This window comes from Xanthomonas sp. NCPPB 1325, assembly GCF_041477645.2.
GTDB lineage: Bacteria > Pseudomonadota > Gammaproteobacteria > Xanthomonadales > Xanthomonadaceae > Xanthomonas > Xanthomonas cannabis.
In genome coordinates this window covers 2,475,213-2,497,661 of sequence record NZ_CM192985.1, presented here as the reverse complement: position 1 = coordinate 2,497,661, position 22,449 = coordinate 2,475,213, and the positions used below count along the sequence as shown (strand labels likewise).

General features: G+C 66.0%; 19 protein-coding genes. 4 read left to right on the top strand and 15 right to left on the bottom strand.

Going from position 1 to position 22,449, the window contains the following annotated elements; all coding sequences use genetic code 11:
* Nucleotides 1-21: 21 nt before the first annotated feature.
* From nirD to ACCQ10_RS10605, 5 genes are all read right to left on the bottom strand, one after another.
* Nucleotides 22-387, bottom strand: coding sequence for a nitrite reductase small subunit NirD (gene nirD / locus ACCQ10_RS10625; protein ID WP_039403747.1), 366 nt, complete (start codon nt 385-387; stop codon nt 22-24).
* A complete protein-coding gene (gene nirB / locus ACCQ10_RS10620) occupies nt 384-2,801 on the bottom strand; it encodes a nitrite reductase large subunit NirB (RefSeq protein WP_372363101.1) in 2,418 nt (805 codons plus the stop codon). Before nirB ends, nirD begins: the two co-directional genes overlap by 4 nt.
* 58 nt (nt 2,802-2,859) lie before the next feature.
* Entirely contained in the window at nt 2,860-4,029 is a 1,170-nt protein-coding gene (locus ACCQ10_RS10615; protein WP_372363100.1) for a nitrate/nitrite transporter, read from the bottom strand.
* Between the two features lie 1,772 nt (nt 4,030-5,801).
* Entirely contained in the window at nt 5,802-6,881 is a 1,080-nt protein-coding gene (locus tag ACCQ10_RS10610; RefSeq protein ID WP_372360602.1) for a CmpA/NrtA family ABC transporter substrate-binding protein, read from the bottom strand.
* Nucleotides 6,882-6,885: 4 nt separating this feature from the next.
* Nucleotides 6,886-7,458, bottom strand: a complete 573-nt coding sequence (locus ACCQ10_RS10605) for an ANTAR domain-containing response regulator (protein WP_039403910.1) — start codon at nt 7,456-7,458, stop codon at nt 6,886-6,888.
* 84 nt (nt 7,459-7,542) lie between these two features.
* On the opposite strand from ACCQ10_RS10605, the gene ACCQ10_RS10600 reads away from it, so the two are divergent.
* On the top strand, nt 7,543-8,592 hold the full coding sequence (locus tag ACCQ10_RS10600) for an NAD(P)-dependent oxidoreductase (RefSeq protein ID WP_372360601.1): 1,050 nt from the start codon (nt 7,543-7,545) through the stop codon (nt 8,590-8,592).
* 221 nt (nt 8,593-8,813) lie between these two features.
* Here the strand turns inward: ACCQ10_RS10600 and ACCQ10_RS10595 are convergent, their stop codons facing one another.
* The 3 genes from ACCQ10_RS10595 to ACCQ10_RS10585 are packed head-to-tail and all read right to left on the bottom strand — an operon-like array spanning nt 8,814 to nt 11,020.
* Nucleotides 8,814-9,176, bottom strand: a complete 363-nt coding sequence (locus ACCQ10_RS10595) for a hypothetical protein (protein WP_372360600.1) — start codon at nt 9,174-9,176, stop codon at nt 8,814-8,816.
* Complete coding sequence (locus ACCQ10_RS10590) at nt 9,160-9,729, bottom strand: molybdenum cofactor guanylyltransferase (RefSeq protein WP_372360599.1); 570 nt, start codon at nt 9,727-9,729, stop codon at nt 9,160-9,162. Before ACCQ10_RS10590 ends, ACCQ10_RS10595 begins: the two co-directional genes overlap by 17 nt.
* Nucleotides 9,730-9,766: 37 nt before the next feature.
* Complete coding sequence (locus tag ACCQ10_RS10585; protein WP_372360598.1) at nt 9,767-11,020, bottom strand: molybdopterin molybdotransferase MoeA; 1,254 nt, start codon at nt 11,018-11,020, stop codon at nt 9,767-9,769.
* A 194-nt stretch (nt 11,021-11,214) separates the two neighbouring features.
* Here ACCQ10_RS10585 and ACCQ10_RS10580 point away from each other — a divergent pair, with 194 nt between their 5' ends.
* Nucleotides 11,215-11,490: a hypothetical protein gene (locus ACCQ10_RS10580; RefSeq protein ID WP_228315163.1), complete on the top strand. Its 276-nt coding sequence runs from the start codon at nt 11,215-11,217 to the stop codon at nt 11,488-11,490.
* A gap of 272 nt (nt 11,491-11,762) precedes the next feature.
* On the opposite strand, the gene xth is transcribed toward ACCQ10_RS10580, so the two are convergent.
* The gene (gene xth, locus ACCQ10_RS10575) at nt 11,763-12,806 is read right to left on the bottom strand and encodes an exodeoxyribonuclease III (RefSeq protein WP_372360597.1); all 1,044 of its coding nucleotides are present in this window, start codon (nt 12,804-12,806) and stop codon (nt 11,763-11,765) included.
* 150 nt (nt 12,807-12,956) lie between these two features.
* Between xth and ACCQ10_RS10570 the strand changes: the two genes are divergently transcribed.
* On the top strand, nt 12,957-13,733 hold the full coding sequence (locus ACCQ10_RS10570; RefSeq protein WP_372363099.1) for an OBAP family protein: 777 nt from the start codon (nt 12,957-12,959) through the stop codon (nt 13,731-13,733).
* A 68-nt stretch (nt 13,734-13,801) separates the two neighbouring features.
* Here ACCQ10_RS10570 and ACCQ10_RS10565 read toward each other — a convergent pair whose 3' ends face one another.
* From ACCQ10_RS10565 to ACCQ10_RS10540, 6 genes are all read right to left on the bottom strand, one after another.
* Nucleotides 13,802-14,971, bottom strand: coding sequence for a zinc-dependent alcohol dehydrogenase (locus ACCQ10_RS10565; protein ID WP_372360596.1), 1,170 nt, complete (start codon nt 14,969-14,971; stop codon nt 13,802-13,804).
* Nucleotides 14,972-14,983: 12 nt separating this feature from the next.
* Nucleotides 14,984-15,514: a hypothetical protein gene (locus ACCQ10_RS10560; RefSeq protein WP_372360595.1), complete on the bottom strand. Its 531-nt coding sequence runs from the start codon at nt 15,512-15,514 to the stop codon at nt 14,984-14,986.
* Nucleotides 15,515-15,517: 3 nt separating this feature from the next.
* Nucleotides 15,518-16,093: a DUF4142 domain-containing protein gene (locus ACCQ10_RS10555; protein WP_372360594.1), complete on the bottom strand. Its 576-nt coding sequence runs from the start codon at nt 16,091-16,093 to the stop codon at nt 15,518-15,520.
* 113 nt (nt 16,094-16,206) lie between these two features.
* Complete coding sequence (locus tag ACCQ10_RS10550; protein WP_372360593.1) at nt 16,207-17,544, bottom strand: cytochrome P450; 1,338 nt, start codon at nt 17,542-17,544, stop codon at nt 16,207-16,209.
* A gap of 364 nt (nt 17,545-17,908) precedes the next feature.
* On the bottom strand, nt 17,909-18,124 hold the full coding sequence (locus ACCQ10_RS10545) for a hypothetical protein (RefSeq protein WP_372363098.1): 216 nt from the start codon (nt 18,122-18,124) through the stop codon (nt 17,909-17,911).
* Nucleotides 18,125-18,297: 173 nt separating this feature from the next.
* Nucleotides 18,298-20,976, bottom strand: a complete 2,679-nt coding sequence (locus ACCQ10_RS10540; RefSeq protein ID WP_372360592.1) for a TonB-dependent receptor — start codon at nt 20,974-20,976, stop codon at nt 18,298-18,300.
* 249 nt (nt 20,977-21,225) lie between these two features.
* On the opposite strand from ACCQ10_RS10540, the gene moeB reads away from it, so the two are divergent.
* The gene (gene moeB, locus ACCQ10_RS10535) at nt 21,226-22,368 is read left to right on the top strand and encodes a molybdopterin-synthase adenylyltransferase MoeB (RefSeq protein ID WP_372360591.1); all 1,143 of its coding nucleotides are present in this window, start codon (nt 21,226-21,228) and stop codon (nt 22,366-22,368) included.
* Nucleotides 22,369-22,449: the final 81 nt, after the last annotated feature.

Below are 22,449 nucleotides of genomic sequence, written 5' to 3'. Positions count from 1 at the left end.
ACGGCGGCTGCAGGCCTTCGCTCATGCGGCCGGCTCGGCAACGGCGTCCGGCTGTGCCACCGCCTGCAGCACGATCCACACCGCGTCGGCCTCCACCTTGATCGGGTAGCGCGGCGCGCAGCCCACGTCCGGTGCGCAGGCCTGCCCGCTCTGCAGCGCGATCGCCCAGCCGTGCAGCGGGCAGGTCACGGTGTCGCCGGCCACGATGCCTTGCGACAGCGGACCACCCTTGTGCGGGCAGCGGTCGCGCAACGCGAACACCTGGTCGCTGGCGGTGCGGAAGATGGCGATCGGCGGCAGGCCCTCGACCTCCAGCACGCGCGCGCCCAGCGTCGGCAAATCCTGCAAGGCGCACACGCGCACCCATGCATCGTGCGGCATGTTCATTCCTCCACCGTGGCGGCCGGCGCGGCAATGCGCAGCGGTTGATATTCCTGCCGGCGCTCGCCGGCGATGCGCGCCTTCCACGGGTCGACCAGGCCTTCGAGCGAATACAGCAGCCGCTCGTACAGCGCACGCCGGTTGGCCGCGTCGTCCACCACCTGCGCGCGGATGTAATCCAGGCCGACGCGCGCGATGTAGTGCACGGTGCGGTCCAGGTAATAGGCCTGCTCGCGATACAGCTGCAGAAAGGCGCCGGTGTATTCGCGCACTTCCTCGGCGGTGCTCACCTTGACCAGGAAGCGCGCCACCTCGGTCTTGATGCCGCCGTTACCGCCAACATGCAGTTCCCAGCCCGAATCCACCGCGATGATGCCCACGTCCTTGATGCCGGATTCGGCGCAGTTGCGCGGGCAACCGGACACCGCCAGCTTCACCTTGTGCGGGCTCCACATGTTGGCCAGCATGGTTTCCAGGTCGATGCCCATCTGCGTGCTGTTCTGCGTGCCGAAGCGGCAGAACTCGCTACCCACGCAGGTCTTCACCGTGCGGATCGATTTGCCGTAGGCGTGACCGGAAGGCATGCCCAGATCGCGCCACACATCCACCAGATCTTCCTTCTTGACCCCGAGCAGATCGATGCGCTGGCCGCCGGTGACCTTGACCATCGGCACGGCGTATTTGTCGGCCACGTCGGCAATGCGGCGCAGCTCGCCCGCATTGGTCACCCCGCCCTTCATCTGCGGAATGACCGAGAACGTGCCGTCCTTCTGGATGTTGGCGTGCGCACGCTCGTTGATGAAACGCGATTGCGGGTCGTCGATGGCTTCATGCGGCCAGGTCGAGAGCATGTAGTAGTTGATCGCCGGCCGGCAGGTGGCGCAGCCGTTGGGCGTGCGCCATTCCATGAAGGCGTAGGCCTGCGCATGGGTGAGCAGCTTGTGCTCGCGGATGGCGCGACGCACCTCGCCATGACTCAGGTCGGTACACGCGCACACGGCCTTGGTCTTCGGGGTTTCCTGGAAGTTGGAGCCCAGGCAATTCATCAGGATCTGCTCGACCAAGCCGGTGCACGAGCCGCAGGAGCTGGCCGCCTTGGTGTGCTTCTTCACCTCATCGACGGTGAACAACCCCTGCTCGCTGATGGCTTTGACGATCGTGCCCTTGCACACGCCGTTGCAGCCGCAGACCTCGTCGCTGTCGGCCATCACGCTGGCGCGGTCCTGGCCGCCGGTTCCGGCGTCGCCCAACGCGCTCTCGCCGAAGATCAACTGGTCGCGCTGCGCCTGGATCGGCGTGCCGTCCTTGAGCAACTTGAAGTACCAGCCGCCATCGCTGGTGTCGCCGTACAGGCACGCACCCACCAGTACGTCGTCGCGGATCACCAGCTTCTTGTAGACGCCGCCGGCCGGGTCGGACAGCACGATCTCTTCGCAGCCATCGCCGCCCATGAAATCGCCTGCAGAGAACAGATCGATACCGGTGACCTTGAGCTTGGTCGAGGCCACCGAGCCGCGATAGATGCCGATGCCGAACTGCGCCAGATGGTTCGCACACACCTTGGCCTGCTCGAACAACGGCGCCACCAGGCCATAGGCAATGCCGCGATGGTTGGCGCACTCGCCCACCGCATACACCCGCGGGTCGAAGCTCTGCAGGCTGTCGTTGACCACGATGCCGCGCGAGCAGTGGATGCCGGCTTCTTCGGCAAGGCGCGTATTGGGGCGGATGCCGGCGGCCATCACCACCAGATCGGCCGGAATCTTGCTGCCATCGGCAAACTTCACCCCGATCACTTCGCCCTGCGCATTGCCCAGCAACGCGCTGGTGGCGGTGTTGAGGCGGAACTCCAGCCCGCGTGCACGCAGCGCCTGCTGCAGCAGATTGCCGGCCACCGGGTCGAGCTGGCGCTCCAGCAACCAGCCGGCCAGATGCACCACGGTGACGTCCATGCCGCGCAGCTTCAGGCCATTGGCCGCCTCAAGGCCCAGCAGCCCGCCGCCGATCACCACCGCGTGCTGCTTCGTGCGCGCGGTGTCGATCATGGTGCGGGTGTCCTGGATATCGCGATACCCGATGACGCCTTTTAAGTCATTGCCCGGAACCGGCAGCACGAACGGGACCGAGCCGGTGGCGATCAATAACCGGTCGTATTCGGCCTCGGTGCCATCGGCGGCAATCACGCGGCGGCGCACCCGGTCGATGCGCGTGACTTCGGTGTCCAGATGCAGCTGGATGCCGTTGTCGCGGTACCACTGCAACGGGTTCAACACGATATCGTCGAACTCCTGCTCGCCAGCCAGCACCGGTGAAAGCAGGATGCGGTTGTAGTTGGGATGCGGCTCGGCGCCGAACACGGTGATGTGGTACATGCCCGGCATCAGCTTGAGCAGTTCTTCCACCGTGCGGATGCCGGCCATGCCGTTGCCGATGACGACCAATCTGGGTTGCTTCATTGCCTGGATTCCTGTCGACATGTCAGACGCGTGCCGCGCCGGCGGTGGACCATTCGCTGCGCCACTGGGTCTTCACGCCAGCCAGCAAGCCCCAGCCGCCGAGTGCGAACGCGGCAAACAGCCACATGCCCAGGGCGTAGTTGCCGGTGTGCTGCTTGAGAACGCCCAACCCGGCGGCAAGTGCAAAGCCGCCGATGCCGCCGGCCATGCCGATCAACCCGGTCATCACGCCGATCTCCTGGCCGAACCGCTGCGGCACCAGCTGGAACACTGCGCCATTACCGGCGCCCAGGCACAGCAACGTCAGCACGAACAACGCCAGCGTGATGGTGGCGCCGCCTGCGCCAAACCCGGCAATGCCCACCAGCGTGGCCACCAGCAGATACACCGCCAGCAAGGCGCGGGTACCGCCGACGCGGTCGGCAATCACCCCGCCCAGCGGCCGCATCACCGACCCGGCCAGCACGCAGGCCGCGGTCGCCCAGCCGGCGGTACGCGCATCGAAGTCGAACTGGTCGTGGAAGTAGCCCGGCAGCGCGCTGGCAAAGCCGGAGAACCCGCCAAAGGTGATCGCGTAGAAAAACATGAAGCGCCACGCGTCGCGGTTGCCCACCAGCACGCGCCCGTAGTCGGACCACTGCTTGCGTGCCACTGGCGTGGGCGCCTCCTTGGCGATGGAGGCAAACACGATCAACGTCAGCACCAACGGGATGCACGCCAGCCCGAACACGTTCTGATAGCCGAACGCTGCCGCCAGCATCGGTGCGAACAATGCCGCCAGCACCGTGCCGGAATTGCCGGCACCGGCAATGCCCATCGCAGTACCCTGATGCTCGGGCGGATACCAGCGCGATGCCAACGGCAATGCCACCGCAAACGAAGCACCGGCGATACCGAGCAACACGCCCAGCAGCAGCACCTGGCCCATGCTCTGCACGCCCAACTGCCAGGCACCGAACAAGGCCGCGATCACGGCAAGCTGCGCCATCACGCCGGCACGCTTTGCCCCGATGCGGTCGGCAAACATGCCCAGCACCAGGCGCAAGACCGCGCCGCACAGGATCGGCACCGCCACCATCAGGGCGCGCTGCTGCGTGTCCAGCCCCAGCGATTGCGCAATCGGCACCTGCAGTGGTCCCAGCAGATACCACACCATGAAGCTCAGGTCGAAATACAGGAAGGATGCGAACAAGGTGGGCGTGTGCCCGGATCGCCAGAACGAGCGCTGCATGGAGACCTCTTCGAGTGCGATGGCCAAAAAAAAACGGCGCCCCTCCGGTAAACCGGAAGGACGCCGTTGTCCTGGATGCGTGCGGGTCGCCGTTGAACCGCTGCACCGTGTACGTGTTGTTGCAGGCACGCCGTTGCACCTGCACGTGAGTGCTACGCAATCACCGTGCCAACTTATTCACCATGGCGTGACGGCATCGCAAGTGATTGAAAAATAGTCATTTTGCGTGGGAGGTCCGTGGCTTTTCCAGCGGCCCCGCAGTGCCGCTTGCATCTTCCCGTTCCCGGCTTTCGTGCAGTGATGCACCAAGACCGTGCGGTAGCCGTCGGGCACCGAGGTGCCAGGTAGCGACGCGTGCATCGCGCGTATTGCGATCGCTTGGCGATCCTCAAGTCTGGTCGAGGGCGCGGCGTCCTCACCGCTCGCGGGATTGAGCAATCAGGTAGCGACACTCGCATCGTGCGTGTCGCGAGTGCTTGGCGATCTTCAAGTCCGGTCGAGGGCGCGGCGCCCTCACCGCTCGCGGGACACGCCGTGAATCCGTCCGTGGAGGCTCGGTGGCGGCATCCATGCCGCCACACGGTCCCGCAATCGGTGAGGACACCACGCCAGACAGTTGGCTTGCGGTTTTGTCGAAGAGCAAAGGTCACCGCGCAGCCAGCTTGCGAGGCGCTGTTGAGATCCATGCACACCGACCAACTCCACTGGTCCTTGCCCGCCCACCGTCGCGGGACCCTTGGCGGCATGGATGCCGCCAAGGAGCTACATGGATGTACTTGCGGCGTGTCCTGCGATGGTGGGCGGGCAAGGGCTCTGCAGCAAAGGCGCAGATGATCCGCTTTTCGCCTGATCTACCAGTATTGAGCAATCAGGCAGCGACGACCGCATCGTGCGTCTCGCGATCGCTTGGCTATCTTCAAGCCTGGTCGAGCGCGCGGCGCCCTCACCGCTCGCGGGACACGCCGCAAGTACGTCCCTGTAGGCTCGGTGGCGCGCCACACGGTCCCGCAATCGGCGAGGACACCACGCCAGACAGTTGGCTGGCGGTTTTGTTCAAGAGAAAAGGCACCGCGTCGCCAGTTTGCCAAGCGACTGGTTGAGAGCCATGCTTACCGACCAACTCCACTAGTCCTTGCCCGCCCACCGTCGCAGGACCCTTGGCGGCATGGATACCGCCACGGAGCTACATGGACGTACTTGCAGCGTGTCCCGCGATGGTGGGCGGGCAAGGACCCTGCAGCAAAGGCGCAGATGATCCGCTCTCTGCCTGATCCACCAGTATTGAGCAATCAGGCAGCGACGACTGCATCGTGCGTCTCGCGATCGCTTGGCTATCTTCAAGCCTGGTCGAGGGCGCGGTGCCCTCACCGCTCGCGGGACACGCCGTAAACCCGTCCATGGGGGCTCGATGGCGGCATCCATGCCGCCAACGGTCCCGCAATCGGCGAGGACACCACGCCAGATAGTTGGTTGGTGGTTTTGTCGAAGAGCAAAGGCCACCGCATCGCCAGCCTGCTCGTCGCTTGTCATATACAGGCGCACCGACCAACTCGACTGGTCCTTGCCCGCCTCACCTTCGCGGGACCCGTGGCGGCATGGATGCTGCCACGGAGCTACAGCGACGTACTTGCGGCGTGTCCCGCGACGGTGGGCCGGCAAGGCCCTGCAGCAAAGTCGCAGTGCATCCGCCCCGCGCTGATCCCCACTCCAGCGCGTCACCACCGCGTGAGTTGTCAGTCGTCGCTGGGTGTATCGAACAAGCGATTGCGGCGGTCATTGCCTTCCGGCACAGCCACGCCAATGCGCGCGGCGGCGCTGCGGTAGTTATCCAGGCGATGGATGTCCCGTAGCCGCGCGAGGTCGTCGTCCCTGATGTCGTGCCACCCCCAGCGCTGGAACTGGCTCAGGAACCACCGGCCATCCGATAGCCACGGCATGTTGACCGCGCCATCGCGATGGAAGGCCAGCGCCGTCGCATCGACGTTGGCCGCATCGGCGTCGGCATTGGCATCCAGGCACGCGGCAAGATGCGCTGCCGACACCCCGATATGCTGCGGCTCGGCCAGCCACTGCGCACACTGGGCCCGGTTGGCCGGCCCCGCATCCAGCCAGCGGCAGGCGTCCAGCACGCAGGCGGTCAGCTGCTGCGTCAGCTCCGGCTGCAGGGCGGCGAACTCGCGCCGGCACGCCAGCACCTTCTCTGGATGGCCAGGCCAGAGCTCGCCACTGCGGATCACCCGCGCACCACTGCCCTGCGCCTGCGCCACCGCTGCCCACGGCTCCCCGGAGCAATACCCATCGACCAGCCCACTGGCCAATGCCTCGGGCATCCGTGGTGGCGGAATGGTGAGCACATCGACATCGTGCATCGGGTCTACCCCGCCTGCAGCCAGCCAGTAGTACAGCCACAACGCGTGCGTGCCGGTGGGAAACGTCTGCGCGAACACTGCGCGCCGACCCAGCCCGGACAGTGCCTGCGGCAGTGTCTGGCCATTGGCCAGCGCCTGCGCCAGGCCCGGCGCCATGGTGATCGCCTGGCCGTTGTGGTTGAGCGTCATCAACAAGGCCATCGGACATTGTGGCCCGGCAATGCCCAGGTCGATGGCGTACACCAGGCTGGCCAGGGCATGCGCCGCATCCACCTCGCCGGCCAGCAGGCGGTCGCGCACGCCGGCCCACGAGGCTTGCCGCTGCAACTCCAGGTGCAGGCCATGCGTGCGGTCCAGGCCCAGCCGCTGCGCGGCAACCAACGGGGCGCAGTCGATCAACGGCATGTAGGCCACGCGCAGCACAGGAACGTCAGGTTGGCTCATGTCATCATCCCAGCAATTCGGCCATGGCCACGATGCGTCGCGCCACCTCGGCCAGCTTGACGCCCTGCTTCATCGCCTGCTGGCGCAGCGCAGCGTATGCATCGGCCTCGCTGAGGCCGCGTTTTTCCATCAACAAGCCCTTGGCGCGGTCGATCTGCTTGCGGTCCTGCAACGCCTGCTGCACATCGTCCAGGCGTTTGCGCATGCTGCTTTCGTGCGCAAACCGCGCCAACGCCACCTGCACGATCGGCGCCAGCCGCGCCGGCGCCAGGCCATCTACTACGTATGCCGTCACGCCCGCACCGACGGCGGCGTGGATCAGCGCATCGTCCCCATCGCCGGAGAACATCACCACCGGGCGCGGCGCATGGGCATGCAGCATCGACAATTGTTCCAGCGTGTCGCGCGAGGGCGAATCCACATCGATCACCACCACATCCGGTTGCTGGCTTTGCACCGCGTGCAACAGCGCACCGACCGAGGCCACATCGTCGAGCACCGTATAGCCGGCGCGCGTCAATGCCTGGCGCAGTTCGCCGATGGGCTTTTCGGTATCGTTGACGAGCAAGACACGCATTGGTGGCAGCGAGGCGTGTGGACGTGCGCCGATGGTGCCATGCAACATGCCGTCGGTGCGAGTCATCCTTTCGGAGCGAGTCTGATGCCGTTGTTTCCGTTGTTCGCAAATCTGCAAGGACGCGCCGTGCTGGTGATCGGCGGTGGCGAGGTCGCCACGCGCAAAGTGCTGGCGCTGCTCAAGGCCGGCGCGCACATCCGCCTGTATGCACATGCACTGTCGCCAGAGCTCGCAGAACTGATGCAGGCCGGGCGCTTCGAGCAACTGGGGGGTACGTTCGATCCGGCGTGGATCGACACGGTGTGGCTGGTGGTCGCCGCCACCGACGATACCGAGCTGAATCAGCGCGTGGCCGCAGCGGCCGGCGCACGTCAGCGCCTGGTCAATGTGGTGGACGATGCCGAGCTGTCCACCTACCAGGTGCCGGCGATCGTGGACCGCGACCCGCTGGTGATCGCCATTTCGTCAGCCGGCGCCGCGCCGATGCTGGCGCGTCGCCTGCGCGAGCGGCTCGAGCGCGAGCTGGATTCATCGGTTGGCCGGTTTGCCGCTCTGTTCGCGCGTCATCGCGAGCGTATCCGCAGCCAGTTCCCCGAGATGAACCGCCGCAGGCGCTGGTTCGATCGCGTCATCGACGGGCAGGTGCCGCTGCTGTTGCAGGCCGGCGACGATGCGGCCGCCGAGGTGGCCTTCAACACGGCCCTGGACGATGCCGGCGCCGTGCCTGCGCGCGGCAGCGTGCAACTGGTCGGCACCGGCCCCGGCGACCCGGGGCTGCTGACCTTGAAGGCGCTGCGTGCGATGAACCTGGCCGACGTGCTGCTGGTTGCCGCCGATGTCCCCGATGCCGTGCTCGAGCTGGCGCGCCGCGATGCAACGCGGCGTGCGCTGCCGGCGGATGCGCAGGCACAGCAGGCCTTGCTACTGGAACTGGCCAACGATGGCTTGCACGTGGTGGCGTTGCGCGGCGGCACGGGCTACGACGACGCAGCGGCGGCGCCCATCGAAGCGGCGCTGAAAGCCGGCGGGATTGCCTGCGAGCGCGTGCCTGGCCTCTGCCGCACGCCATGTGTGCGCCTTGGCAGGGTGAACGTCGCGCGTCATGCAGGCGTGTCGTCCAGGAACACGCAATAAAACCCACCCGTAGCGGCCAGGCTTGAGCAGCCGGTACGCCGACGCGGCAGGGACCAGCCGCACTCCGGTTCACCCGCGCCGCGCGCACCCACCTGCGAGTGCTCACGCCGTTTTGCTGGCCGCTCAAGCCGCAGCGCTGCAGGCGTCGGATGCCTGTGCACTGCCCCGGTCCGCTGGTCGACTTATCTGGCTGGCAACAGGCGCACCCGCTGAGCTGCCCGCTACGTCTTCGGAAACCGCGTGCGCGCACTGTCGCGCACATCCACGTCGAAGGTCACCTGCAGCGTCATCGGCTCGGCGTGCCCGGCGCCCGCATCGAAACGGAAGCTCAGCCCATCGCGGCTGGGCAGTTGGCGCGCATGCTCTTCGAGTACACCGCGCGGCACCTGCAATTGCCAGTGGTCGGTGGCGCAGTTGCACGCCGCATGGCCGCCGGTGAGGCTCACGCTGTGCCGCACCAGCCGTGCACCCTGCCCGCTCGGCAAGCGGCTCAGATTCTCCACGCTGCGTCCGGCGAGCAAGGTGGCCAGCTCGGCTTCGTCGATACGGAACCGCAGGTGCTGGCCGTCAATCTGGATTTTCATGGATGAGCTGACTCCACTGCTCGGGCGTATTGCAATTGACGAACGCGGCGCGTTCGCTGGCGGTGACTGCAAGGCGATGGCACTGCAGTGAACGCTGCAGGGCGCGCAGCGAACGTGACGATGCCTCGCCTGCCATCAGCCTGGCTAACGCCGTGCGCACACGGGTATCCACAGCCAGCCGCATCGGCAGCATCTGCTCCTCGAAGGTGACGCAGCGCTGCGCTGAGGGCGCCAGCAGCCGCGCCAGCAAGGCCGTGGACAACAGCGGCATGTCTACCGGCACCACCACCAGCGTGGTCGCATCGGGCACGCGCTCGATCACGCTTGCCAGGCCGCCGAGCGGGCCCAGGTCCGGTTGCGTATCGGCGATGCCGTCGTACTCCGGGCGCAGGCCGCTGACAAGTACCGTCTGCGCCCCGGCGCCGCGCAGCAGGGCCTGCATCTGCGCGATCAGCGGACGCCCATGCCAGGGCAGCAAGGCCTTGTCGCGGCCCATGCGCGAGGAGCGCCCCCCGGCCAGCACCACGCCGGTCCATGCAGGGAGCGCGCTCATGCAGTGCGCACAAGCGGACGAATGGACACTGGCCGCTTCACAACAACGGCACCGGGGCCGCCGGCTGCAGATGCCCCAGCCCGAAGACGTCCACATGGGTGACGGGTGCGGCCGCATCCGCCTGCGGCTCCAGCACCGCCCAGACATTGGCCTGCAACAACGGCGCCACCCGAAACGACTCCTGCTGCGGCAGGATGTGCACGCCCAACACGCCCGCCGCGTTGCACTGCAGCCGGGCACGCAAGTGCTGGCGCCAGATCGGCCGCGCCTGTATCGGGGTGTCCAACGCCACGTGCAGTCCCCCCTCGGCAGGCATGCCCAGCAATCCACGCAGCGCCGGCTCGACAAAAAACCGCAGCCCCGCCGCGCTGGCCATCGGGTTGCCCGGCAACCCGACATACAACACGCCATCGCCAAAGCGCGCCAGCAGCACTGGCTTGCCCGGGCGCACCGCAACCTTGTGGAACAGCAGGCTGGCCGCATGCCGGGCCAGCGCATCGGGAACAAAGTCGTAGCGCCCGCGCGACACCGCACCGGTACTCAGAATCACATCTGCGCCGGCACCACGCGCCTGCGCAAGTGCGGCGTCGAACGCGGCATCGTCATCGCCTACCTGCCCCTGCCATACCAGCTGCGCCCCCGCCGCGCGCAACTGGCTGCGCAGGTAGCTGCTGGTGCCATCGCGGATCTGGCCGGGCTGCAAGGGCTGCGTGGGGTCGCTGATCAACTCGCGCCCGGTTGCGATCAAGGCGACGCGTGGCCGGCGTACCACCTTGACCTGCGCGCACCCCAGGCCGGCCAGCAGCATCAGGTGCGCACCACGCAACACGGTACCGACACTGATCACTCCGTCCTGCAGGCGCACATCCTCGCCACGGCGACGGATATGCTGCCCCGCACGCACATCGGCGCGCAGACGGATGCGCCCAGGACCCGAGCCCACCGGGCTCAACACGTCCACCTGCTCGATCGGCACCACCGCATCGGCGCCGGCCGGGATGCCAGCGCCGGTCATGATCTCCCACGCAGCGCCCGCCTCGGCATCGAGTGCATCGGCGCCGGCGGCAATGGTGCCGGCCACGTCGTGCGCGCTGCCGGCCGCCGCACCACGGCCACCCGTGGCGATGGCAAAACCGTCCATCGCACTGTTGTCGAAAGGCGGCAGCTCGGCCGGGCTGGACAGCGTCTGCGCAAGCACCCGGCCCTCGGCCGCGGCGCTGTCCACCCACTCGCCGGCGAGCGTGGTGACCTGCTGCTGCACGAGGGCAAGTGCTTCGGCGTAGCTGATCATGAGCGAGACACTGCCGACCGAGAGACGTGGCGGTTAGGATACCGGGCTGCAGCGTGGACGGTACAGCCGGGCTGGCCGGGTGCACGCGGAACGGCGTGGCTAGCGCGCACAGGCGCCGCGCTTGAACTTGCTCGTACGCGCTGCCCACATCATGCGTCGCACAGTCGCCGGCATCTCCCTCACCATTACAGCGCATGCACTTCGTCGACCTCGTCGGATGGCTGGCCAGCGCCATCCTCATCGCCACCCTGATTCGCCAAATCTACAAGCAATGGACGTCCGATGAGGCGCAGGGGGTGTCGCGCTGGTTGTTCATTGGCCAGATCAGCGCCTCGGTGCTGTTCATTCTGTACAGCTATCTGGTGGGCAATGCCGTGTTCATCGTCAGCAATGCGCTGATCCTGCTGACCGGTATTACCGGCTTTGTGTTGCACCGGATCAAGCGGCGGCGACTGGGCCTTGCTGGTTGAAAGGTGTTGGCTGTGTCAGTCACTGCGCCTGCGTGTGCGTACTCCGATTGGGGCATCGAAACACGCGCGTGCAAACAAACGGTTGAACATTGCTCAAAGGCGACGGCAGAAGCCGTAGGCGAACAGCGGCACCGGCCCGGCTGCGTCGCTGCATGGACATGCCAGCGCCACCGGTCGTTGGCGCGCGTGAGGGGCCAGGCGTAACGAAGTGACTGTGGCTGGCTCCGGATGTGCGCCACAGCGAGTGACGACCGCTTTCCTGCGCAATCTCGCTACGATGTGCCGACTCGACGCGTACGCTTCTTCGCTGCCGCCTTGCGGGCGGGCGCAGCCTTGGCAGAAGGCACACTGCTGGCCTTGCCTCTGTTCGCCGCCGCGCCTGCACCGGCAGTCGTCGCCACGCGCTTGGCGACCGCCTTGGTTGCCTTCTTGGCTAGCGCCTTGCGCGCTGGCGTTTTCTTCGCCGCCACACGTTTGCGTGCTGCCGGCGCTGCCTGCGTGCCGACAGTCGCTTCAGGCATCGCATCGGGCACGCGCACGCTGATCCAGGTCGGCGCATGATCGCTGGCCTTCTCCAGCGCCCGCACCCACTTGTCCACGCCGGCATCCTGCAGGCCCGGTGCCAGTGCGCGGTTAAGCAACAGATGGTCGATACGCAGACCGCGATCGCGCGCGAAGTGCTGCCGAAAATAATCCCAGAAGGTGTAGATCGGCGCGTCGCCATGCACGGCCAGCAGGCTGTCCGTCCAGCCCTGCTCCACCAATGTCTGGTAGGCCTGGCGGGTTTCCGGTTGCAGCAAGGCGTCCTTGCGCCAGCCCTTGGGGTCATAGATATCGGCATCGGTGGGCACCACATTGAAGTCGCCGATCAGGGCCACCGGATGCGGCAGGTCCACCAGCGTCTTCGCATGGCGGATTAGGCGCTCAAACCAGCCAAGCTTGTAATCGAACTTGGGCCCGGGCTGCGGGTTGCCGTTGGGCAAATACAGGCAGGCCACCACCACGCCATGAATCGCCGCCTCCAGATAGCGGCTCTGCGTGTCGCCCGGGTCCCATGGCAGGCCGCGGCGGATCTCCACCGGGTCGGCGCCGCGCGCCAGCAATGCCACGCCATTCCAGGCGCGCTGGCCTTGCCAGATCACGCCGTAACCCGCGTCGCGAATGGCCTGTTCCGGAAACGCCTCCTGCACCGCCTTCAGCTCCTGCAGGCCCACGATGTCAGGTTGCTCGCGCTTGAGCCATTCCAGTAGATGCGGCAGGCGGCTGGCGATTCCGTTGACGTTGAACGTGGCGATCTTGCGGATGGTGGTTGCCATGGCGTGCCGGCCGGTGCTCGCAGTCGTAAACGCGCAGCATGGCGGCCAGCGCATGAAGCCGATGCTCAAGCGAGGTGAAGCTGCGCCGCGTCAGCCCGCCAGCGCTCACGTCGTGCCCACCGCCGGCGCTCTTAGCTTGGGCACACTCACCTGTATTGGATTGCCATGCGACAGTCAGCCTTGTTGATCGGTATTGCCCTGTGCGCCAGCTGTTCGCGCAGTCCACCATCGGTCACCCCGCCGGGCGCACCGGAAAGCGCCAAGACCAATGTCCTGGAGGCCGGCGCCAAGGTACTGCAACCCAACGGACCAGTCGGCAAGCTCGACATCTATCTGGTGGGCTTCCATCCGATGAAGGACGCGCCGGACCAGCAGATGGAAGCGCATCACTACTGCCAGCAGGTTAACGAAGACCTGGCGCAATGTGCGCTCTACGACGGCAACACCGCCCGCGCCAATCTCACCGGAGTGGAGTACATCATCTCCGAAACGCTGTTTGCGCAGCTGCCCGAACCGGAGCGGGCGTTCTGGCATCCGCACAATGGCGAAATCCTGTCCGGCCAGCTGTCCGCTCCCAACCTGCCGTTGGTAGCGGAAAAGGAGCTGATGCGCAGCAAGATCAATAGCTACGGCAAGACCTGGCACACCTGGCATTCGCGCAAGGATGGCGGGCCTGGCGATACGCTTCCGCTTGGCGAGCCGATGCTGGCCTGGTCGTTCAACCGCGATGGCGAGTTGCAGAAACCGTTGATGGATCAACGTGATCGGGCCACGTCGGTCTCCACCGCCGAGCGTCGCGCCAATCGCCAGGACCTTACCCCGCTGGCAAAGCCGCAGCACGGGGTGGACGCATTACGCAGCCACTTCAACGACGCAACAGCCATCCCGGGCGTTGTCGACGCAGATGCACACGTAGCCGGCCACTGACGCCAGCAAAAGAACCCTGCTGCATCTGCAGCAGGGCGACTGATCGCTGCACGCGCGGTGCGCGTGAGCTAGGGAACAAATCCCGCACGCACGCAGCCGTCGTGTTTGTGCTTGAACATGTCATAGCCGCGCACGGCATCTTCCAGCGGCATCTTGTGGGTCAGCAAGAAGCCGGACTTCAGCCGCCCGGCCTGCGCCAGCTCCAGCAACCTGGGCACATACCGCTGCCCGTGCTGCTGCGCGGTACGCACGGTGAGCCCCTTGTTCATCACGGCGCCCAGCGGAAATTTGTCCATGACCCCGTACACGCCCAATACCGAGAGAATGCCGCCCTTGCGGCAGGCCAGGATCGCCTCGCGCAGCGCCTGCCCGCGGTCGGTATGCAGATGCAAGGCCTGCTTGACGCGGTCATACGCATGGCCGATGCCGGTGCCATGGGCTTCCATGCCGACCGCATCGATGCACGCATCCGGCCCGCGACCAGCGGTCATTTCGCGTAGCACGTCCACCACGCTGTCGACCGCCGTGTAGTCGATCACTTCCAGGCCCAGCACGTCGCGCGCCATCGCCAGGCGCTCCGGTAGCCGGTCGATGCCGATCACGCGCTCGGCACCCAGGATGCGCGCGCTCTGCATCGCCATCAGCCCCACCGCACCGCAGCCCCAGACCGCAACCGTATCGCCGGGCTGGATATCGCAGAAATCCGCGCCCATGAAACCGGTGGGACCGGCATCGGACAGAAACAAGGCGTCTTCATCGGAGATGCCGTCAGGCACCTCGAAACAACCCACATCCGCATGCGGAACGCGGATATAGGTGGCATGCGAGCCGGCATATCCCCCGAATGCGTGCGTGTAGCCGTATATCCCGGCAGTGGGATGGCCCAACAGCGGCTCCTGCAGGTCCCAGTTGGGGTTGGTGTTGTCGCACAACGAGAATTCCTTGCGCTCGCAATGCCAGCAGCCGCCGCAGGAAATAAACGACGGCACCACCACCCGTTGCCCGACGCGCACATGCTTCACCGCACGCCCGACCTCGACCACCGTACCCATGAACTCGTGGCCGATGACATCGCCCTCGCGCATGGTGGGCAGATAGCTATCGATGAAATGCAGATCCGATCCGCACGTGGTGCTGAGCCCCACTTTCAGAATGACATCGCGTGGGTTGACCAGCACCGGATCGGGCACGGTTTCCACGCGCAAATCGTTGACGCCGTTCCAGCAAAGCGCTCGCACGGAGTAGCCTCCTCAGGAAGTGGGGTGCGCGCTGCCGCGCGCCGACGGGGTATGCAACAAGCTGGGCATCTCGCCGGCTTCCAGCCATGCACGCAGGCGGCGTAGGCCCTTTCCAGCCAGGACGTACGGTGCCGGGTTCACCAGCTTGGTCAGCAGTTGCGCGATGACCCCATCCACGGCGTACTGCAGGGTCAATATGGCCTCGCAGCCCTCGCGTCCGCGCGCCGGTTGTACCTGCAACAAGATGTCCAGCCGCAGCCCATGCTCGCCCTCAACCTCGTAGCGCACCGATTCGCCCATGCGCGCTTCGCCGCGCCGCAGGGCCACCGCCAACTGCTGATGCAAGGGTGCTTGCAGTGTCCAGCGCGACGCATGGCCGTCGCCGGACACCAGGTCTGCAGCTCCCTGCAACAGCGCTTGCTGCACATTGGCGTCGCACCAGGCATCCAGGATCTGATGCGGCTCGGCACGGATGGTCATGCTGCGCACGATCCGCGTGCCGTCGCCGTCGACGATGACAGGGTTGAGCGTCGATACAGACATGACTTAGCGGGCTCCGCCCTTGGTGCCGGCCTGCAAGGCCTTGGCGTCGGCCAGATGATCGGCCACATGATGACGGGTGGTCTGCAGGTGCTGACGCACCTGCGGCGAGGTGGCATCGGGGATCAGCTTCTTGTCGAGCGCGGCCAGCGCATCGGTGTGGTCCTTGACCATGGCCGTCACATAAGCGGTCGAAAACGCATCGCCTTCGAGCTTCTGCAACTTGCCTAGCTCGGCCTTGGACTTGGTCATCTGCAACTTGGCGCCCATGGCCGAGGTGTCGGGCTGCCATTTGGCGATCTTCTGGTTGTTGTCGGTGTGCTCCTTGACCATACGGGTTGCATAATCGCGCACGCCGCCCTGTACCTGTTTCTGCAACGCAAGGTTGGACGCATTGATTTCGCCCAGATTGATCGCGCTCAACATGCCCAGCGCCTCGCGCTCGTCCTCGCTCGGCGCGGCGGCGCCGGTCGGCTGCTGAGCCGATGGCCTGGCGCCGGGCGCCGTGTCCTGCGCGTGGGCAGAGAGACTGATGCCGGCGCACAGCGCCATCAGGGCGAAAAGCGGGCGACGTGTCTTCATGGCAAAACTCCAGCTGGATGAGGTGCCTGTCATGCTGGGCAGCATGACGTGACTCGGTCGTCGCGCCCGCGTCGCAACGTGGCGAAGGAATGTTGCTGCGCCGCACTGCGTCCTCACACGGCATGAAGGTCGCGCGGTGTGCGTCTGGCGCCCGGCTGGAAATGGCTGAGCACCATGCCGCTGCGCGGCTGGCTCGGGAAGCGGTTCAGGGGATAACGCAGGTCCTGCACCGGCAGCACGTAGTCGCTGGCGGCCAATGCATCCACCGCCGCCATCAGCAGCGAGATGGTCGGGTTCTCTCCGGGACACCGATGGTCGCGGTCGAATACACCACCACCCTGCGCGACAAAATCAAACGCGCTGCCCTGCCACTGCCGAAAACGTGAGGGGTCCAGCACATGCGGCTGTCGCCACACGCCCGGGTGGTGGTTGCTTCCGTACAGGTCCAGCATCATCCGGTCGCCTTGCCGGAACGGCCGGCCGCGCCATTCGAAGGGTACCCGCACCCGCCCCGCCACCATCGGAAAGAGCGGATAGTGGCGACGCACTTCCTGCACCAGGTTCTGCAGCAATCCCGGCTCGCCGGCGCATAACCGCGGGCGCAACGTCGGGTCTTCATGCAGCGCGAGCGCGGCAAAGCTGATCCAGCGTGCAATCGCCACAATCGGCCGCAGCAGATTGATCAGCTCGGTCGTGGCGACGGCCTCACTCACTGGCTGGCCATCGAGCTCGCGGTGCGTCACCACGGCCGCTGCAATGCTCGACTGCGCAGGGGTTTTTGCCCGGCACAGATTACGTACGCTACGCCCTAGCCACTGCTCGACCCGCCGACGACCGTGCCAGCCGCGTAACCAGCGCAGGCCGACTGCACCGGCGCCGTCGATCATGGCCGCCACATCGCGTGCCATCGTGCGGCTGTCCTGCCCGTGCAGCGCCAACCCGGCCCAGCGACACGCTGCGCGATACAGCACATGCTCGGCTTCGTGCTGCAGTACGACGTAGGCGCTGCGTGCCCAATTGCCGGCCTGCTGCTGCCACTCGTCCATAAAGAAGTCGACCAGGCGCGAGGTCTGCGCCGGCGATAGCACGGCCATGAACAACTGCTTGCGGTGCAGGTGCGCATCGCCATCGAGCTGCTGCACGCTGCCCTTGCCCTGCAGCAGGCGCAAGGTCGTAGGTGGGAGCGCCGCAACGCGCGTGAAGCGCCCCGGATGATAGAACGTGGCAACCGCATCCGGGCCGCGTGCAAACACGACCGGCCGCAATGCCAGCCGCGCGGCAAACGCGTCACTGCCCAGTGCGTCGCATTGTTTGCCGACAAACAGATAGCCATCGCGTAGCAACTGCGGCAATACATCCCAGTGGGGTGCCTGTGCGATGGCTGCATCGGGTGGAGCGACATCTGACACCGGTGCCTGTGGGCACTGGTGCGGCGTGGTCGGCGACGGCATCGTGAGTCCTTGTGCATGACCTGGCCACGCTGCGGTTTGCCAGGCTAGCAGCGCGTGAACCCGGCGCAGCGTGCGGAACGCGGCGCATGCGCCGGCTTCACGTCTCGCCGAAGCAGCGTGTTAGCGGCGCATCGCGTCGCTGGCCAGGCAGCCAGTTGGCTTCACTGGCTCGCAATCCCAGGGCACATTGGCCCATCCGGGCAAAGGTAACCACGTGCACCCCGAGCACACGGCCGGCTGATGCGGCGACGGAAGTAGCCGGTGCCGCGCTGGTGAGAACCGGCCGGCATCGGGGCCTCTACCAGGCAGTCACGCCAACGGAAGCATTCGCCAGATCGCATTGGATGCGCACACGTCCCGCCGGTCACGCACCGGGATCGGCGGGCCCAAGCTGGTTGGCTGCCAGAATCTCGTCGATGCGCTTGACGATCTGCGAGGCCTGTTCCTGGGATTCGGCCGCGCCGGTGATCTTTTCGGCACGCGCATGGAACACATCCCAGAAATCGTCCGGATGCTGGCTGCGCATCTCGGGTAATTGCTCTTCCAGCTGTTTCAGTTGCGCATCGATGTCGGGGGTCATGAAGGATTCCTTGTACATAAAGCCGAAGACGGAAGGCCTGGCGATCATCAGACGGAATGCGGCTGCGCTGGGCATGCCAGCGCCTGCGCGCTGCCGCGAGCGCGAAGCTGGCGCCGCACCGTCCGTGTGTGCTTACGGTACCGCTGTGGCGGTGAGCCTGATGCCAAGGCCGGTCATAGCCGGAGCCGAAAGCCCAGCGTATAGGTGCGCTCCGGCGATGCGATCTCGCGCGGAAAATCGCCGCCACGACGGCCAAAGTAATTCGTGGTCGTGGTTCCCAACAGATTGGTCGCCTCGGCGAACAGGGTCAGGCGCTCATTGAGCTCGTAGTTGAATGCCACGTCCAGCCACTTCTCCCGCCCCTGATTGATCTGCTCGGGCTGGTCGCCGGAGCTGTTGAAACTCACCGCGTAATCGCCGCGCCAGTTGTAGGCCACGCGCGCAGAAAAGTGCGCGTACTCATACATCAGGATCGCGTTGTAGGCATTCTTGGACACGTTGGTCAGTGGCTGACGAATGCCCTCTGGCGAGTCGGCTTCTGCAGAAATATAGGTGTAATTGAGCTGGCTGCCAAAGCCGGACCACCAGCCCGGCAGGAAGTCGTAGAACTGCGTGTACCCTACTTCCACACCCTTCAACGTGCCCTCGCCCGCATTGCGCGGCCGGCTGATCGAATACACGACGCCGCCGATCGGCTCGTCGGCCGCGTAGTTCTGGATATAGCCATCGATCCTGCGATGGAAGCCGGCCACCGACAGCAACGAGCCCGGGCGGAAATACCATTCCAGCGACACATCGGCATTGCGTGATTCCACCGGGCGCAGCTGTGGATTGCCGCCGTTGCCGCGTGCCGGCAGCGATTCGGTGGACTGGTACAAGGCCAGCTGCGGGTTGAGGTCGGCAAACTCCGGCCGCGTGATGGTGGTGCTGCCGGCCAGGCGCAGCATCAGGTTGTCGTGCAGGGTCAGGTTGGCGCTGTAGTTGGGCAACACCTTGTCGATGCGCCGATCGATGCTGACCGGGCTCAATACACCATCCAGCGACTGGCTCCCCTGCAGCACGGAATCCAGCCGCGTCGCGCGCGCACCGATACGTCCATCCACCGGAATCGAGCCCATGGAAAAGCCGTAATTCACCTGCGCGTAAAGCGCGTAATTGTCTTCGCGGTCGTCGAAGAACAGCGCAGGATTCTCGTCCGGCGCATCCGCGCCATGCCCCATCGCCGAGCGCAAACGTGCGCTCTGCTGCAGCAGCACGTCCTGATTGGCTGCGGCCCAGCGGTCGCTGGTAAACGCACGCGCACCGTCGAGCATGTTGCCCGGCGTCACCGATGCCAGCCCAGGCACACCGCTCAACAGCAGCGGCGCACCGCTGATGTTGTTGCGCGCACCGGTGTCGCCGGAATGGTTGGTCGCCGTGCGCCTGCTGGCGCGCGCACCGACCTCCAGCGACCGCAGCGGCCCAAGCTCGAGTGTGATGTCGGCATCGCCGCGCCACGCCCACTCCTCGCCTTCCTGCGCGTTCCAGCTGTCGTAGTACTGCGTCAGTTCCCAATTGCCCGGCGCGGCGATGTCGTACCTGCTGCCGTCGGCCTGGGTGATCCAGGTGTCGGCTGCGCCGCCGCCGGAGCGCATGTGCAACAGCGGCGCCTGGGTGGTCATGTCCAGCGTGAAAGAGCGGTTCTTGGCGGTGCTGTAGGTATAGGCAACCTCGCTGCTCAAGCGCATGCGTTCGCCGCTCCAACGCCCGCCCAGGGCGGCCTGATAGGTATCGGAGGCGTTCTTGTGCGCCTGCGTGCTCGACAGGGTACGCATGTCGCGCGCGACCAGGCCATCCAGCACGTTGGTGCCGGGCCGCACGCTCACCGACGCGGTGTTTTCCGGCGTGGCCAATCCGGGAAATGGCAGCCAGTAGTTCACCTGTGGCCGATTGTCGTAACCGATGTACAGCGTGTCGACATATACCTCGCTGTTGTCGCTCGGCGCCCACTGAAAGGAAAAATTGGCCGATTTGCGCTTGCGATCGCCACGCGCCATCAGCCCGCCCGCGCTGTAGGGCACGTAGAGTTGCTGGCTGGGATCGGCCGGATCCGGTTTGAGATCGTAGGTGCCGTAAAGCGTGTTGGATTCCTGATACGGCCGACGCTGGTACGACACGCTGCCCATCCAGCCCATCCGCCCCACCCCGGTATCGCGGCGCTGGCTCAGGGTGAGGCTGCCGTTGGGAACGGTCTTGCCGGACTGTTCGCCGCGCAATGCGCTGACGCTTCCGGCAATGGTGCTGTCCTGATCGAAATCGAACGGCCGTCGCAAGTGCACGTCGACCACGCCGGCAATGCCGCCTTCCTGAAACTGCGCGCCGGTGGTCTTGTACACATCCACGCTGCGCAGCAACTCGGCCGGCACATCGGCCAGCTCCATGTCGCGCCCCACCGTGGTGAACGCGTTACGCCCGTCCAGGGTGGTGACCACGTTGGGCAAGCCGCGCACCAGCACCTGCCCCACCTCGCCACCGGCACGCGCCACCTGCACGCCGGTGACACGCTGCAGCGCTGCAGCCACGCTGTTGTCGGGCAGCTTGCCGATGTCTTCGGCCACGATCGAATCGCTGATCTCCGCGTTGGACTGCTTGGTCGCAATTGCACTTTCCACGCTGCTGCGCACGCCCTTGACCTGTACCGCGTCCAGGGTGGCGGTGGGCTGCGCGGCGGCCGGCTCCGGTGCATCGGCGGCGTCTGGCATGGCCTGCTGCGCCTGTGCGCTGCCGCTCAACGCCAGCCCGATCCAGAGCGCCAGCGGACGACGGGCAACGAGGTGGCGCGCAACAGCGTTGCGCGGGGATGCGATGAACATGTGTCTCTCCTGAGGCGGTCGTTGCGATGGCCCGCGAGGGAGCGCGTTACGCAAGACGGGGCGAACCGGGCCGGGCAAGCCGCACTGCCCTGACGGGTGCGAATTACAGCCGCGCCGCAGGCAATGCAGCGTGATCCCGAGGACACGCATGCCTGCGCTGTAACGCGGTCTTCATCGGCGTGCGGCAGCTTCGAGCAAAGCGACACCACACTGCAGCTACGGCGCCTGCGTTTGCGCGACAATGGCCCCATGAGCAGCCACGACATCTCTCCCGCCGACGCGCGCGCGCGCGCCCTGCACGGCGCCCTGCTGATCGACATCCGGCAGCTGCACGAACGTGCCGGCGGCCAGGCCGAAGGTGCGCTGGCGATCGCGCAGACCGATCTTGAAACCGCACCCGACCAGCATCTCTCCACGCTTTCGCGCGAGATCGTGCTGATCTGCCAGAGCGGCAAACGCTCCGCACACACGGCCGAGGTGCTGCGGGCGCACGGGTACGGCAACGTCACCTCCGTGCTGGGCGGCACCACTGCCTGGCTACGCGACGGGCTGCCGGTCGTGCGCCCGACGCTGCCAGCGGACGAGCAGGATTTTCTCGAGCGGTATTCGCGGCATCTGCGCCTGCCGCAGGTGGGCGTGGAAGGGCAGCGGCGGCTGTCGCGCGCGCGCGCGCTGCTGATCGGCGCGGGTGGGCTTGGCTCGCCAGCCGCGTTCTATCTGGCCGCCGCCGGTGTCGGCCACGTGCGCATCGCCGATGACGATGTGGTGGACCGCAGCAATCTGCAGCGCCAGATTTTGCACACCGAAGACAGCGTCGGCCTCGCCAAGGTGAACTCCGCAGCGCAACGCATCGCTGCGCTCAATCCGCGCGTGCAGGTCGATGCGGCGCAGACACGCGTCACCGTGGGCAATGTCGAAGCATTGCTGCACGATGTCGATGTGGTGATCGATGGCGCGGACAACTTTCCAGCGCGTTATCTGCTCAACGATGCCTGCGTCAAACTTGGCAAGCCCCTGGTGTACGGCGCGGTGCAGCAGTTCGAAGGCCAGGTGAGCGTCTTCGATGCCGGGCGCCATCGTGGACATGCGCCCTGTTACCGCTGCCTGTTTCCCGAACCCCCACCGCCGGAATTTGCACCCAGCTGCGCCGAGGCCGGCGTGCTCGGCGTGCTGCCCGGCGTCATCGGGCTCTTGCAGGCCACCGAGGCAATCAAGTTGCTGCTCGGCATCGGCGACAGCCTGGCCGGCCGCCTGCTCAGTTTCGACGCACTGTCGATGCGCTTTCGCGAGATCCGCCTGCCACCTGATCCGCAGTGTCCGGTGTGCGCGCCAGGCGCGGTATTTGCCGGTTATGCCGATTACGCCGTGTTCTGCGGTAGTGCGGTTGGTTGAGAGTGGGTAGTGAATTGACCGTGTGATGTCGGTTGGCCGACTGACTGATTGGGGTGCGATGCGGGGTTTATTGGCTTGAGG

Excerpts from the sequence above, each read along its gene's own strand:
- nirD (WP_039403747.1), bottom strand. The coding sequence starts at position 387 with ATGAACATGCCGCACGATGCATGGGTGCGCGTGTGCGCCTTGCAGGAT.
- nirB (WP_372363101.1), bottom strand. The coding sequence starts at position 2,801 with ATGGCCGGCATCCGCACGGTGGAAGAACTGCTCAAGCTGATGCCGGGC.
- ACCQ10_RS10610 (WP_372360602.1), bottom strand. The coding sequence starts at position 6,881 with ATGAGCCAACCTGACGTTCCTGTGCTGCGCGTGGCCTACATGCCGTTG.
- ACCQ10_RS10605 (WP_039403910.1), bottom strand. The coding sequence starts at position 7,458 with ATGCGTGTCTTGCTCGTCAACGATACCGAAAAGCCCATCGGCGAACTG.
- ACCQ10_RS10600 (WP_372360601.1), top strand. The coding sequence starts at position 7,543 with ATGCCGTTGTTTCCGTTGTTCGCAAATCTGCAAGGACGCGCCGTGCTG.
- ACCQ10_RS10595 (WP_372360600.1), bottom strand. The coding sequence starts at position 9,176 with ATGAAAATCCAGATTGACGGCCAGCACCTGCGGTTCCGTATCGACGAA.
- ACCQ10_RS10590 (WP_372360599.1), bottom strand. The coding sequence starts at position 9,729 with ATGAGCGCGCTCCCTGCATGGACCGGCGTGGTGCTGGCCGGGGGGCGC.
- ACCQ10_RS10585 (WP_372360598.1), bottom strand. The coding sequence starts at position 11,020 with ATGATCAGCTACGCCGAAGCACTTGCCCTCGTGCAGCAGCAGGTCACC.
- ACCQ10_RS10580 (WP_228315163.1), top strand. The coding sequence starts at position 11,215 with ATGCACTTCGTCGACCTCGTCGGATGGCTGGCCAGCGCCATCCTCATC.
- xth (WP_372360597.1), bottom strand. The coding sequence starts at position 12,806 with ATGGCAACCACCATCCGCAAGATCGCCACGTTCAACGTCAACGGAATC.
- ACCQ10_RS10560 (WP_372360595.1), bottom strand. The coding sequence starts at position 15,514 with ATGTCTGTATCGACGCTCAACCCTGTCATCGTCGACGGCGACGGCACG.
- ACCQ10_RS10555 (WP_372360594.1), bottom strand. The coding sequence starts at position 16,093 with ATGAAGACACGTCGCCCGCTTTTCGCCCTGATGGCGCTGTGCGCCGGC.
- ACCQ10_RS10550 (WP_372360593.1), bottom strand. The coding sequence starts at position 17,544 with ATGCCGTCGCCGACCACGCCGCACCAGTGCCCACAGGCACCGGTGTCA.
- ACCQ10_RS10545 (WP_372363098.1), bottom strand. The coding sequence starts at position 18,124 with ATGACCCCCGACATCGATGCGCAACTGAAACAGCTGGAAGAGCAATTA.
- ACCQ10_RS10540 (WP_372360592.1), bottom strand. The coding sequence starts at position 20,976 with ATGTTCATCGCATCCCCGCGCAACGCTGTTGCGCGCCACCTCGTTGCC.
- moeB (WP_372360591.1), top strand. The coding sequence starts at position 21,226 with ATGAGCAGCCACGACATCTCTCCCGCCGACGCGCGCGCGCGCGCCCTG.